Consider the following 12,005-nt stretch of genomic DNA (forward strand, 5'->3'; position numbering starts at 1 on the left):
GGCGGCATGAACGCGCGCAGCTCGTTGAGCTCCGGCAGCAGGCGCAGGGGCGCGAGCGTCTCGAAGGTGGCGGCCAGTTCCTCTCCTTCCGCCGCCGACGTCACCGCGAAGCCCGCCGGCAAGGTGCCGCTCACGTTCGCCTTGCAGCGGAAGTGCTGGAGGCCCACCGCCGCGGTGCCCGGACTCGGCCGGTAGCCGATGTGCCCCAAGAGCTTGGAGACGGACCCTTCCAGCCGAGCGGTGGTGAGGAAGCACTCCTCCGCCCAGGCCTGCTGGTACGTCCACAGCACGTGCAGCGCGAGCGCCACGCTGTCCAGCACCCCGCGCCCCAGGTCCACCGAGGACGGCGCCGCGTACGCGAGCGGGTTCCACGTGGGCGCCTCGTCCACTCGGGCGAAGGTATTGCGCGCCGTTTCACCCAGCCGGGTGCGGAGCTGTTCGTGTGTCAGCGCCTGGTGCGTGGCGGGAACGCGGCTCATCGCAGCCCTCCACAGACGTGCACGGTGAGGACCCCTTCGGAGCCCGGCCAGAAGCCGCCGCGCGCGGTGGCCACCTCTTCCGGTCCGATGGGGATGACCCCTTCGGCCAGCCGCTCTGGCGCGTGCGACTCCAGCCGACGGAAGCGCTTCACCCGCACCGCCGTCACCCCGGCCACCCGCAGCACCGCCTGGTACAGGTCCGCGAGCTGCACATCTCCGTTCAGCCCGGAGCGGTCCGGATCCAACAGACCGCCGTCCCCCGCGATGGCGCCCACCACGGCGTCGCGCAGCTGATCCGCCTGCGCGTGCGGCGCGGCGTCCACCTCCAAATCCAAGTCGAGCGGCACCCACCGGGGCGGCAGTGCTTCCACGTCCACGCCCAACAGGCGGATCTCCTCCAGCCGCCGCCGCACGCCTGCCCACCGGCGCAGGATCTCATCGCGGTCCAGCGTGTCCTCGTCGCGCAGCAGCACGGTGACGCGGATGACGGTGCGCAGCTCCCTCGCCACCACCCGCGCGGACGCCCCGGCGACCTCCGGCATCCGCTGGAGCAGGCGCACGTAGTCCTCGACGGTGACGGCCGACAGCGGCTCGGAAACGCCCGCTGGCGCGCGGTAGCGGAGGGAGTCGAGCGATTCCGGGTCGCGTCCCCCGACCGCTTGCAGCGGATTGTCCACGCGCACCAGCAGGCGCACGTCGTCCATCGACTGCTCAAGCAGCGCGCCCGCCGACGCCGACCGCTGCGCATCCAGCGGGACCTGGAGGAGCCGCGTGAGCACGCCCTCCCCCACGTTGGCCACCGTCCCCAGCCCCACGCGCAGCGACAGGCCCAGCGCCGTCGGTCGGGGCGGCAGCGCGGCGCCGTTGACGCCATCTCCATACCGGAGGCTGGCGCCGCCCGTGGGGGTCGCGCGCAACACGACGACCTCATCCCCCGGCCCCTGCACGGACAGGTCGTCCACCAGCGTCCACGGGTCGTCCTCCACGCTCACCTGGATGCGAGGCGTCCCGCGCCGTCCCTCCTCTCCCGGCAGGGGATACCCGGTGGCCTGGACGCTGATGGGATGGAAGGGCAGCACCACCTCGCGCTCACGGCTGCCGTCCACGATGGGCGACAGCAACGCGCGCCACTGAGCGAGGCTGCGCGCGAAGGGCTCCGCCGAGTCCGCCTCGAACCCCTCCGGCAGCGGCGTCACCGGCAGCCCATGGTGCGCGGGCACGACGTTGCCCAGCACCGTCGCGCGGGGTCCCGGCGTTGGATCGCCAGGGGCCAGGAACGGCTCCGTCGCCAGCCTGCGCGGATCCCATCCGACGAAGGTCGTGTCGGTGGCGAGCGCCACGGACGTCACGCGCACCACGAGCCCGCCCTCGCCGCGTCCCCGGTACAGCACCAGCCAGCGGCCCGGCTCCAGCTCCGGGAACACCCCCGCGAGCGTGGCCCCGGTGTCCCCCACGAGCACCGACTCCGCGAGCGGGATGGACTCCAGGCGCGGGAAGTACGACAGGGGCGCTTCGGTGACGAACACCAGCGACTGCTCCTGCGTGGAGCTGTTGGCCACCAGCGTGTCCGCGGGAATCTCCAGCACGCCCCCGCCGGTGAGGAACTCCAGGGCCGTGGTGCCGGGAGGAAGCGAAGACAGGTCCAGCTCCTCCAACCGGGCCTTCACCAGCACCGCGAGCGCGTCCGCGTCCAACCGGAAGCGCAGCATCGCCGTGGCGGACAGCCCGGGGTCGGGCACGCAGTCCAGCGCGCGCGCATGGTCCTCCACGGAGCGACGCAGCCGCGCGTCCTCCAGGAAGCCCTCCACCACCGCGCGCTCCTGCTGGTAGGCCAGCGAGTCCAGCTGCGCCGCCACCGCCTCCAGCAGCATCGTCGTGAAGTCCGCCGGCCCCCGGTCCTCCCATGGCGCCATCACCGTGCGGGCCCGCTCCAGCATCACCGCCAGCAGCGAGCGGGCATCCCGGGCCAGGTAGTCCACCAGCGCGCCGGGCGCCGGCCGCTCCGGAGCCGCGAGCCACGGACGGGGCTGCGGATCGCGCACGTCACAGCCCGGCACCACGTCCGGAGCCCACGCCCCGACGAAGGGCGCGGGGTCCCTGGGACCATCCCCGGGCACGACCACCGCGGCGCGGGACACCGCCACCTCCGGAACCAACCGCAGGTCCACCGTCTCCGGCGGAGGCAGGCTTCCGGTGAGCAGCACCGGAGGCACCGTCGGCGTCCCCGGCGTCACGTAGGGCAGCGGGCCCACCGCCAGGAACGGCGGCCCCGAGCCTTCCGCGAACAGCGCGAGCGCCGAGGACAGCTCCGCGTCCGTCTCCAACACGAAGGGCGCTCCGACGATGGCCGTGAAGAGCGAGTCATACGCGCGCACCTCGCCCGGCCCCAGCCGGAGTCCGTGCGCATGGCGGTGCCAGGTGAGCTGCGCCAACAGGAGCTGTTCCGCCTGGAGCCAGCCCGCGTGCACGGACGTCCACGCCTCGGTGCGCCGCACCAGCGCGGTGCGCAGCCCGCCCTCCAGTTGCAGCGCGGTGCCGGTGATGACGAACAGGGAGCAGTCCTCGACGGAGAGCTCCCCCGGGGTGCCCACGTCCAGCACGGGCTCCAGACCGCCCAGCGGCGCGGCGACGTGCAGGCCCACCACGTCCGCGTCCGGCGGAAACGCAGGCAGCGTCAGCGGACCGAAGACGGCGCCCGCCAGGGCCTCCAGCGCGGCGGTGAGCCAGTCCGACCACGCCGAAGCCGGTTGGGCACCGACGGGCACCGGCGCCGCCGCCACGCGACTCACCTCCACATCGCGCACGACGACCGGCGAGAGCGAAGGTCCGCCCAGCACCCGAATGCCCGTGGCCACGGTGCCACCCAGGACCTCCTCCACCTGTCCAAGGCCCACCTCGATGCCGCGCCCGCCCAGCGCGAGCAGGCCCAGCGCGAACGCGCCTCGCACCTCGCGCACGGTGAAGCCGCGCAGTTGGAGCGGACCCGGAGCGCCCACCAGCAGCCCCACGCCCCACTGCGCCTCCAGTGCCTTCACCTCGCTGACGGACACGTCCACCGCGGACAGGCCCTCGCCCTCTTCGCGGGCCACCAGCACCCGTGCCCCGACAGCGCGGGCGCCGGAGACCTTGGACACCGTGAGTCCGGAGAGGTCCGCGCGGAAGAGGCCCGCGAGCTCCAGCCCCACGCCCACCTGTCTGCCGTGGACCTCGCGAATCGTCACGTCCGCCCACTGCGAGCGCTGGCAGACGGCCCGCACGCCGAAGGCGTCCCCGGACGAAGCCTCCACGGTGGAGAGGGACAGTCCGGTGATCCGCGCCTCCTGCGCCCGGAGCAGCAGCCCCGTCGCGTCCGCGCCCTGCGCTGCCGTCACCGTGAGCGAGTCGATGATCACCGTGCCGTCAGGCGACTCCACCGTCAGCGCCGTGCAGTCCGCCGAAGCGGTGGCGGCCACCGACACATCCGACACCTCCACCCGACCGCCCTTGAGGACCAGGCCCTTCGCCGACTCCGCCGCCACCACCGCCACGTCCAACAGGCCCGTCACCATGCCGATGAGTTCGAGCGACCCTCCATCGAGCTTCAGCGTCACCCCCGCCCCGCCGCGCAGCCGCAGCGCGTGCACGGGCGAGCCGATGACGAAGTCGGTGGTGAGCACGCCCACGCCCACGGGCAGCACCCACTCCACCTCGCCCGGGGGCGCGGTCTGCAATGCCGTGTTCGCCGCCTCCAGCGAGTCCTCCAGCGGCAGCGTCAGGACGAGCGCGCTCACGGGGGCGCCTCCAGCGTCCGGCGGAACAGCTCCGCGTGCTCCTCGCCCGTCGCCAGCAGCGTGTAGAGGATGTCCACGTAGAGGGTCGCGTCCTCGGCGGTCACCTTCACCGCGTCCAGCCGGATCTGCTCGCGCATGAACTCCTGCACGTTGAGGCGGATGATGTATTCGGCCGCCGCGGCGGCTTGCGGACTCGCGGCGCCAAACACCATCTTCTGCACGCCGCACCCGAAGCGCGGCCGGTTCACCCGCTCCCCGGGCAGCGTGAAGAGCAATTGCTCCAGTTGCTGCCGGATGACCTGCGCGGGCCCCACGGTGCGGGGCGTGCCCAGGTCTCCCAACTGGAAGGGGAAGTGCAGACCGCGGCCCATCACGCCACCCCGTTGAGCGCGTCGCGCGCCAGGTCCACGTCCACTTCGTAGCGGGCCAGGGCCTCCGCCCACACCCAGCGGTGCCGCGCGCCGCGCACGTACCACGTGCCGTCCATCAGCGTGCCCGCCCCCACGAGCCCCACCGGACGCCGCGCCCGGAGGATGCGCTCGTAGCGCAGGCCCTGCACCGTGCCGTTCGCCTCCGCCAGCCAGTCCGCCTCGCGGTAGTCCGCCCACGCCAGGTTCTCCACCTCCGGCACGTCGTGCGGCACGTCCACGTACTGCAACCCCACCGCCTTCACGTCGGGACGCTTGGGCAGCACCGCCGCCATCCGCGCCTTCAGGATGTCCGCGCGGCTGGTGCTCCCCATGCGCGGGAAGCGCGGCGCGGACACGGTGGCCGAGCGGATGCGCCGTGTGCGCTCGTCGATGTGGTTGCCCCGCAGCTCCGTGGGCCGGTGGCTCTCCCAGCGCGCCTTGAGTTCGATGACCGACGGCGTGGAGCGCGGCAGGAGCGACAGGTCCGGCTGCTTCGGCCCGTCCGGCCGGGGCAGGTGGAAGTGGCCCACGCACTCCGCCGCCGCGTTGCCGCCCGCGCCCACCGGGCCCGGCTTGCGCTCCACGAAGGCCTCGTAGCCATTGCGCCTCGCGAGCCACCGGAGGAGCGCCGCGTCCGTGCCACGCTGGAGCACCACCGCGCGGGCCGCGTCGCGCACCGGCGCCGTCTCCTGCACATCCAGCCCGAAGCCATACTCACCGTAGAGCTGCCGCGCGATGCCCGCGTCGGACAGGCCGCTGAACGAACGCGTGCGCTCCTCCAGGTGCATCAGGCACGACGCATCCAGCCCGTACAGCTCCAGCGACGAGTCCGGCACGCGCGACGGGCCGAAGTACGGCTCCACCGCCGTGATGTAGCCGTCGAACACCACCTCCTGCACGTCCGGCGCCTCGCTGTCCGGCGCCCCCAGCCCGAAGCTGATGGTGATGCGCTTGAGCAACTGGAAGCGTCCGTCCGCCAGCGCGTCCCAGTCCCCGGCGTCCGTGGGCGCCATGTCCAGCGACAGGTGGAAGGACGACGCGTCGTCGGTGCGCTCGTCCACCTCCAGGCGCGACACCCGGCCCCGGGCATCCGTCATCGGTTGCCCGTCGATCCACAGTTGGAGGAACGCCGCGCGTTGCTCCGCCATCAGGGCTTCTCCGGAATGAAGAGCACCGTGCCCGGCTCCAGGAGCGCCTCGGGTTCGAAGGTGGGGTTGGCGTCCACGATGCGCCACGCCTGGAACGGGTCGCTGAAGTAGCGCTGCGCGAGCAGGTCCAACCGGTCCCCCGCCACCACCTTGTGCAAGAGGGATGTGGCCTGACGGGGCGCCACGCGCGGCACGTACAGCGACACCGTGGCGCCGCCCGCGCCCAGGGGCACCGCGTACGTCGGCAGGTCCTTGTTGCGCGAGGAGGGGTCGCTCATGGCCGCTACACCGTGCCGTTCGACTTGAGGCCCGGCTCCAGCGCCTGGGCGATGAGGGTCTGCGCGTCCGCGCCCTTCACCGCCGCCAGGTCCTCCATCTCCCTGCGCTGATCCCTCAGGTTGTTGAAGGCCTGGGCCACCTTGCTGTTGGCCGCGTTCTCCCCCACCTCCAGGATGCGCATGCGCAGGTCCACCTCCGCGCGCAGCGGAAACAACCCGGTGTCGAAGCGCTGCTCCACGATGGTCATCCCGGTGATGACCACCGGGAACGTGCGCGGCCCCAGCAGCAGCAGCAGCTCCGTGGGGGTGAGCGACACCAGCTTCGTCGCGGGCTTCTTCTCCTCTTCGCCCGTCTGGTCCTTGCCCAGCGCCATCCCCTCCAGCAGCGCCAGCTCCGGCAACACCCCGGACGTGCCCGCCCACTCGCGGTCCCGCAGCAGCGCCTCCGTCACGTCGAAGATGAGCTTCAGCGCGAGGGTCTCACTCTTCGCGTGCAGGCCGCCGCCGCGCTGGCCGTCGGTCAGGACCTTGGTCTGCTCGGGCGTCTTGCCCGGCTTCGACTCCCACTGGCCCGCGCGGGTGCGCGTCACCGTCTCCGGGTTGTACTGGAAGCGCAGCGCCCGCACGCTCGGCTCGGCCTTGGGGTCCTCCGCCGTCTGCGGCAGCGTCACCAGCATCCCCCGAGCGAGCTGCTGATCGAACGCGAGGAGGGTCGGATCCAGGTTGCGTGTCATCCGTTGCCCCGGATGCCGCCGGACGCCTCACGCAGGGCGAGGCTCCGGGCGATGGCGTCGTTGTTCTTGTCGATGAGCGTCACCATCGTCTGGGTGAACAGCTTGATCAGCTCGCGCGGGTCCTCCGGAACGGTGCGCAGCATCCACGCGAGCTCGCGCTCCAGCTCGCGGCGGGTGAGTCCGACCTGTCCATGCACGGGGGGTGGGGCCATGGCGTGTGCGTCCTCTCGTCAGCTCCAGCCATCCACCAGTGGATGGCCTTCCAGCTCTCTGCGCAGCAGCTCCAGGTAGCGCCACCGCCGCGAGCGCGGCAGGGCCAGGATGTCCGTCTCCGACCAGTGGTAGTGGAACGCCAGGACGTGCACCTCCGTCTCCAGCCGCGCCGCCCCACCCCGCAGCTCGCGCGCCAGGAGCGAGAACGGATCCAGCTCCAGCTCCAACCACGCCGAACACCGCGGGCATCGCGCCATCAACCCCAGGTCCGGCGCCGTCGTGCCCTCCGCCAGCGCCAGCGCCACCGCATGTCGCGAGCGCGCGGGCAGCGCCTTCCAGTCCCCGGCGGACAACGGCCGTCCCTCCACCTCCACCAGCCGCGCCCACAGGAGCGCGGAGCGTTCCTCGCGCGTGCCCCCCGCGCCCCAGAGCACCGCGTCGTCCTCGCCCGTCGGCTCGCGCACCTCGGCGGTGCCCTCCGGCAACACCACGCGGAGGACCTCCGGGGCCGCGTCCGGCCGCTCCGGTGCCAGCGCGGACAGGCGCACGTCCACGTCCGCCAGCGCGCCACAGCCGGGCGCGGGACAGCGCGCCACCAGCATCAGCCGGTCCCCATACATCCGCGCCCGCAGGTGCAGGGCCAGGTGGTGCCGGTCCCCGCGCGTCAGCGCCGCCGCGAGCGACGCATCCACATCCCGATAGTCCCCCAAGCGCCCCAGGCACGAAGCGAGCAGCGCGCTCACGGTGCGCGGGTCGAGCTGCTCGCCCGCCTGGGCCAGCGCCCACTCCTCGCGGCCGGTGAGCGGGCGCAGCTCACCCTGGCGGTGGCACCGGCCGTCCTCGTCGAAGAGGCCGTGGGGCAGCAGCACCGGGATGGGGGGCTCGAAGAGCACGTCAGGCCACCGGCTCGCTGGTGAAGCCTTCGTGGTTGAGTTCGATGATCGAGACCAGGATCTCGTTCGCTTCCGCGGCCAGCTCCGACATCGCGGTGAACTTCGAGACCCACGCGTTGTGGAGGATGAACTTCTTCACCGGCTTGTTCTGGTCCAGGTCGTAGACGAGGATCTCCACGGTGCGCCGGTACTCGGGCTCCACGGCTCGCAGGCCCGGAGTGGCCTCGTGGCGGATGAGCTGGGTGGCCCAGTCGAGGAAGGCCGTGTCGTTGGTGAGCCCCGCCTCCAGCGTGACGGTGTCGAAGTGCACGCGGCCCGGGGACAGCTCGTCCACGGAGCTGAGGTTGTTGCCGGCGCGGAACTTCACCACCTCCACCGTGCCGGTGAGGCCACTGATCTTCCGGCACGCGTACACCTCCACGTTGTTGAGCAGCACGCGGAAGTTGAAGTTGCGGAAGGGGTCGCGCTTCGTGGATTCGACGAATCGGGGCATGGCGGGCTCCTCGAAGGAAGAAGGGGACGTCAGGCGGGCGACGCGGACGGCGCGGCCTTCGAGGGCGGCGGCCGGGGCACCGGCTCCCAACCCTCGTGGGTGAGCTCCACCGACATCAGCGCCACCTCCCCCGCCATGGCGTCCAGCTTGGGCAGGGCGTGGTACTTGCTCACCCACGCGTTGTGCACGTGGAAGCTGCGGATGCGCGCCTCGGCGGGGCCCGGCGTGGGGACCTCGGTGGGGTGGGCGTACTCGTCCCACAGGTCGATGAAGACATCGCGCTTCACCGCTTCGCCGGGCGCCTTGCCGGTGCGCACGAACTCCAGCACCGCGCGCGCCCAGCGCTCCAGGGTGTCATCCACCGCCAGGCCCTGCTCCAGGACGATGTTGTCCCAGCTCACCTTGTGGGGCTGGGCATAGCGGTGCAGGTTGTTGCCGCCCTCCCACACCTCGTAGGCACCCACCTGGACGGTGAGGCCGGAGACGGAGCGCACGCCCGCCACGTAGTCACCGGCGGCGGACGTGTCCATGCGCAGGCGGAAGCGGTAGGTCCGCAGCGGGTTGCGCGCGTTGGCGGGGACGGGGGTCGGCATCAGGCGGCCAGCAGGCTCTTCTGGCTGATTTCCAGGACGACGAACTCCGCGGGCTTCAACGGCGCGAAGGACACCTGCGCGGTGACGATGCCCGCGTCCACCAGTTCCTGGGGGTTGGTGCTCCGGTCGCACACCACGCTGAAGGCCTCCTCGGGCGTGGTGCCCTGGAACGCGCCCTGTCGGAACAGGCCCAGCATGAAGGCCTGGATGGCATTGCGGATGCGGCTCCAGAGCAGCTCGTCGTTGGGTTCGAACACCGCCCAGCGCAGGCCGCGCCGCAGCGACTCCTTGAGGAAGAGCGCGGTGCGGCGCACCGGGATGTAGCGCCACTCCGGATCCGGCGACAGCGTGCGCGAGCCCCACGACACGATGCCCACCCCGGGGAACTGGCGCAGGCAGTTGAGGTTCACCGGGTTGAGGATGTCCTGCTCCTCGTCGATGACCGGGTACTGGAGCCCCAGCGCTTCGGAGATGGACGCCTCGATGCCGGCGGGCGCCTTCCACACGCCGCGCGTGTTGTCCGTGCGCGCGAAGAGGCCCGCGACGTGGCCCGACGGAGGCACGAGCCGCGTGGGATTGCGGCCCACGCCCACCGGGTCCGTCACGCGGATCCACGGATAGAACATGGCCGAGTTCTTGGACCGCGACGGCAGGCCTTCGATGAACTGCTTGGCGTCATCCGGCGCGACGGCGAAGTCCTTGTCCACGCCGCCGGGGCCGTCCGCCAGGAACAGGCAGTCACCCCGGTTGTCGCAGTACGCGATGCCGGTGGAGATGTACGCGACCTCGTTCTTGCCCGGCAGCGCCACCAGGTTGACGTCCTCGCCGTCCAGCGCGTGCAGGCCCGTGCGCGCCTTCGCGTCACCCGCGAAGTCGGAGGTGTCCAGGGCCTCGCTGCCGTCGCTGCCGCCCAGGAGGCGCACCTGGGTGATGTTCGCGGGACGCACCAGCGGGTTGGCGGGTGAGTTGGCCGAGTAGCCCCGGGCGCGCGGCGCGAAGCCGAGCTGCCGGAGCATGGGCGGCACCGTGGGCTGGAGCGTTTCGGAGATGGAGAGCTGGAGCCCGTCGAAGTGCTCCGCCGCCAGTCCCGCCGTCCCCGCGCTGGCGGTGCCGGTGACGCCGGTGCCGCTGGAGGCCAGGGTGTTGGTACCCGCCGCGGTGGGCAGGCCGGTGACGACGACGTTGCCCGCGTCGAGGACCACCGAGGCGACCTTGCCAGCGAGCGCTGCGGCCAGCGACGCCCGCAGCTCCTCGGACGTCACCGCCGCATCGTCGGCCGCGAGGATGGGGATGGGGACGACCGTGTTCCCACCCGGCCCGCCGAGCGTGACCTTGAGGTCCGCCGCGTCCAGGTCATGGGTGGTCGCGGGAGCGATGGGCTTCGCGAAGGAGAGCGTGGGCCCGGTGGCCACCTTGAGCGAAATCTCCGGCGAGTCCGTGCCGCTGATGACGAAGGTGCCGGTGAGCGCCGCGGTCGTCACCGCCTTGTCCAGGAACGTCTTGAGGTCGGCGGCGGACAGGAGGACCCGGCCATTGCTGAACGTGGCGCCCGGGACGGCGGCGACCACCAGGGCTTGGGTGACGGGAAGGTCCAGCACCGTGGGCGGCACGTCCGGCTGGGCCGCGTCCGACGTGACGACCTGGAGCTTCGCGCCGTCGTACAGGGTGTACTTGCCGCTGGTGGGCACGGCGGCCTTGAGCCGGGGCGGCTGGCCGGCGACGAGCACCGTGCCCGAGGCCGAAGCGGCCAGCTTCACCTGGTACTCGTCGCGGACCTGGATGTAACGGGAGATGTCGTTGATGCGATCGCCGACGTAGTCCTCGACCGACGGGTCCATGCGCAGGTCGTCGAAGGTCTCCAGCGTGCGGGTGGCGCCGGCCTCCGTCCAGACGACGTCCACGCGGAACGCCTCCGTGGGGAAGTTGGTGGAGTCACTCACGTGGATGCGGATGAACTCGGACCAGTCGCCCGCGCCCCGGGCCAGGAAGGTGAGCGCATTCAGGCCGTTGCCCGCGCGCGTGACCTGCGCCGTGCTGACCCCGGGCACCGCGTCCGACGGCAGCACGCGCACGACGTAGGCGCGCCGGCCGCCCGAGTCGAAGAACGCCTCCACCGCCTGGGCGAGCAGCCCCGCCTCCCCGGGCTGGTGTCCGCCGAAGGCGCGCTCGTACTCCGCGAAGCCGGTGAGGAACCAGGCCATTCCCGGAATGCCGCGCGCCGTCTCCCCGACGAACGCCGCCGTGGAGGTGCCCACCCCTTCGATGGGGCGTGCGCCGGCACTCTTCTCTTCGACATACACGCCCGGATGCAATCGCTCTGGCACGTTCGTCCTCCTGGTTTCAGATGGCCCCGCGCTTGGCGGTGTCGACTTCGGTGACCGACGTTCCCGGGTGGCCGCCCGCGGAGCGTGAAGCGCCCCGCGCGACCAGATCCACCAGGGGCTTCTCCACGAGCCGGGCGCTGGTGCGCGCGTTCGGCTCCTCCATCAGCGCGGACACCCGGTAGTCCACGCTGCAGCGGTACAGGTGGTTCAGCAGGTCGTCCTTGCGGCGCAGCTGGGTCTGGAAGAAGAAGCACTCCTCCTGGAACACCAGCGTGCGACCCCGCGCCCAGGCGCCCTCCACGGGGCGGCTGAGCGTCACCTCGTCGCCGTCCACCGCCAGCGCCAGCGCCTGGAAGCGCCGCTTGCCAATGCGGTAGCCGTCCTCGCAGTCCCCCAGCACCACCACGTCGCCGGTCCGCAGCCGCGACGGGGCGGTGACGGAGCGGCGCAGTGATGGGTCCAACGGGCCCACGGGCTCCGCCACCAGGTGCAGGTGCTCCACGGTGAACGCCAGCGGCGTCCCGGTGTCCGCGCCCAGCGTCAGCACCATGTCGCTGGCGGCCACGGTGACGCCCGGCGCCGCGACGGGCGGCGCGGGCGTGGCCTCCAGGTCCAGCAGGGGCTGCGGCGCGCCATCCACCGACAGCCACACCACGCCCTCCCCCGCCTC

The 12,005-nt window shown here is 72.2% G+C and carries 12 protein-coding genes; all 12 read right to left on the minus strand.

All coding sequences use genetic code 11. The features are described from left to right. The coding region (locus D7X74_RS32590) for a hypothetical protein (protein WP_199741945.1) at nt 1-479 on the minus strand (479 nt) is incomplete at its 3' end. After that, nucleotides 476-4,249 (minus strand): baseplate J/gp47 family protein, encoded by a 3,774-nt coding sequence (locus D7X74_RS32595; protein ID WP_120536910.1) that lies wholly within the window; start codon nt 4,247-4,249, stop codon nt 476-478. The genes D7X74_RS32595 and D7X74_RS32590, both read right to left, overlap by 4 nt. Continuing rightward, nucleotides 4,246-4,620 (minus strand): GPW/gp25 family protein, encoded by a 375-nt coding sequence (locus D7X74_RS32600; RefSeq protein WP_120536911.1) that lies wholly within the window; start codon nt 4,618-4,620, stop codon nt 4,246-4,248. The genes D7X74_RS32595 and D7X74_RS32600 overlap by 4 nt, the downstream gene beginning before the upstream one ends. Next, a complete protein-coding gene (locus D7X74_RS32605; RefSeq protein WP_120536912.1) occupies nt 4,620-5,807 on the minus strand; it encodes a phage late control D family protein in 1,188 nt (395 codons plus the stop codon). The genes D7X74_RS32600 and D7X74_RS32605 overlap by 1 nt, the downstream gene beginning before the upstream one ends. Then, entirely contained in the window at nt 5,807-6,085 is a 279-nt protein-coding gene (locus tag D7X74_RS32610; RefSeq protein ID WP_120536913.1) for a tail protein X, read from the minus strand. The genes D7X74_RS32605 and D7X74_RS32610 overlap by 1 nt, the downstream gene beginning before the upstream one ends. 5 nt (nt 6,086-6,090) lie before the next feature. Then, nucleotides 6,091-6,819: a hypothetical protein gene (locus D7X74_RS32615; RefSeq protein ID WP_120536914.1), complete on the minus strand. Its 729-nt coding sequence runs from the start codon at nt 6,817-6,819 to the stop codon at nt 6,091-6,093. Next, the gene (locus D7X74_RS32620) at nt 6,816-7,031 is read right to left on the minus strand and encodes a hypothetical protein (RefSeq protein WP_120536915.1); all 216 of its coding nucleotides are present in this window, start codon (nt 7,029-7,031) and stop codon (nt 6,816-6,818) included. The genes D7X74_RS32615 and D7X74_RS32620 overlap by 4 nt, the downstream gene beginning before the upstream one ends. An 18-nt stretch (nt 7,032-7,049) precedes the next feature. Then, nucleotides 7,050-7,925 carry a hypothetical protein gene (locus D7X74_RS32625; protein ID WP_120536916.1) on the minus strand — a complete coding sequence of 292 codons (876 nt, stop codon included), beginning with the start codon at nt 7,923-7,925 and terminating at the stop codon, nt 7,050-7,052. A gap of 1 nt (nt 7,926) precedes the next feature. Further along, nucleotides 7,927-8,418 (minus strand): phage tail protein, encoded by a 492-nt coding sequence (locus D7X74_RS32630; RefSeq protein ID WP_147446761.1) that lies wholly within the window; start codon nt 8,416-8,418, stop codon nt 7,927-7,929. A 29-nt stretch (nt 8,419-8,447) separates the two neighbouring features. Continuing rightward, the gene (locus D7X74_RS32635; RefSeq protein ID WP_120536918.1) at nt 8,448-9,011 is read right to left on the minus strand and encodes a phage tail protein; all 564 of its coding nucleotides are present in this window, start codon (nt 9,009-9,011) and stop codon (nt 8,448-8,450) included. After that, nucleotides 9,011-11,335 carry a phage tail sheath subtilisin-like domain-containing protein gene (locus D7X74_RS32640; protein ID WP_120536919.1) on the minus strand — a complete coding sequence of 775 codons (2,325 nt, stop codon included), beginning with the start codon at nt 11,333-11,335 and terminating at the stop codon, nt 9,011-9,013. The genes D7X74_RS32635 and D7X74_RS32640 overlap by 1 nt, the downstream gene beginning before the upstream one ends. 16 nt (nt 11,336-11,351) lie before the next feature. Next, nucleotides 11,352-12,005, minus strand: a 654-nt coding sequence (locus tag D7X74_RS43220) for a hypothetical protein (RefSeq protein ID WP_158622329.1), incomplete at its 5' end; no start/stop codon positions are given.

It is taken from the genome of Corallococcus sp. CA047B, from assembly GCF_003612065.1.
Classification (GTDB): Bacteria; Myxococcota; Myxococcia; order Myxococcales; family Myxococcaceae; genus Corallococcus; species Corallococcus praedator.

Bases quoted from the DNA above. Each gene is read 5' to 3' on its own strand.
- D7X74_RS32635 (WP_120536918.1), bottom strand. From the start codon at position 9,011: ATGCCGACCCCCGTCCCCGCCAACGCGCGCAACCCGCTGCGGACCTAC.
- D7X74_RS32620 (WP_120536915.1), bottom strand. From the start codon at position 7,031: ATGGCCCCACCCCCCGTGCATGGACAGGTCGGACTCACCCGCCGCGAG.
- D7X74_RS32615 (WP_120536914.1), bottom strand. From the start codon at position 6,819: ATGACACGCAACCTGGATCCGACCCTCCTCGCGTTCGATCAGCAGCTC.
- D7X74_RS32600 (WP_120536911.1), bottom strand. From the start codon at position 4,620: ATGGGCCGCGGTCTGCACTTCCCCTTCCAGTTGGGAGACCTGGGCACG.
- D7X74_RS32610 (WP_120536913.1), bottom strand. From the start codon at position 6,085: ATGAGCGACCCCTCCTCGCGCAACAAGGACCTGCCGACGTACGCGGTG.
- D7X74_RS32605 (WP_120536912.1), bottom strand. From the start codon at position 5,807: ATGGCGGAGCAACGCGCGGCGTTCCTCCAACTGTGGATCGACGGGCAA.
- D7X74_RS32630 (WP_147446761.1), bottom strand. From the start codon at position 8,418: ATGCCCCGATTCGTCGAATCCACGAAGCGCGACCCCTTCCGCAACTTC.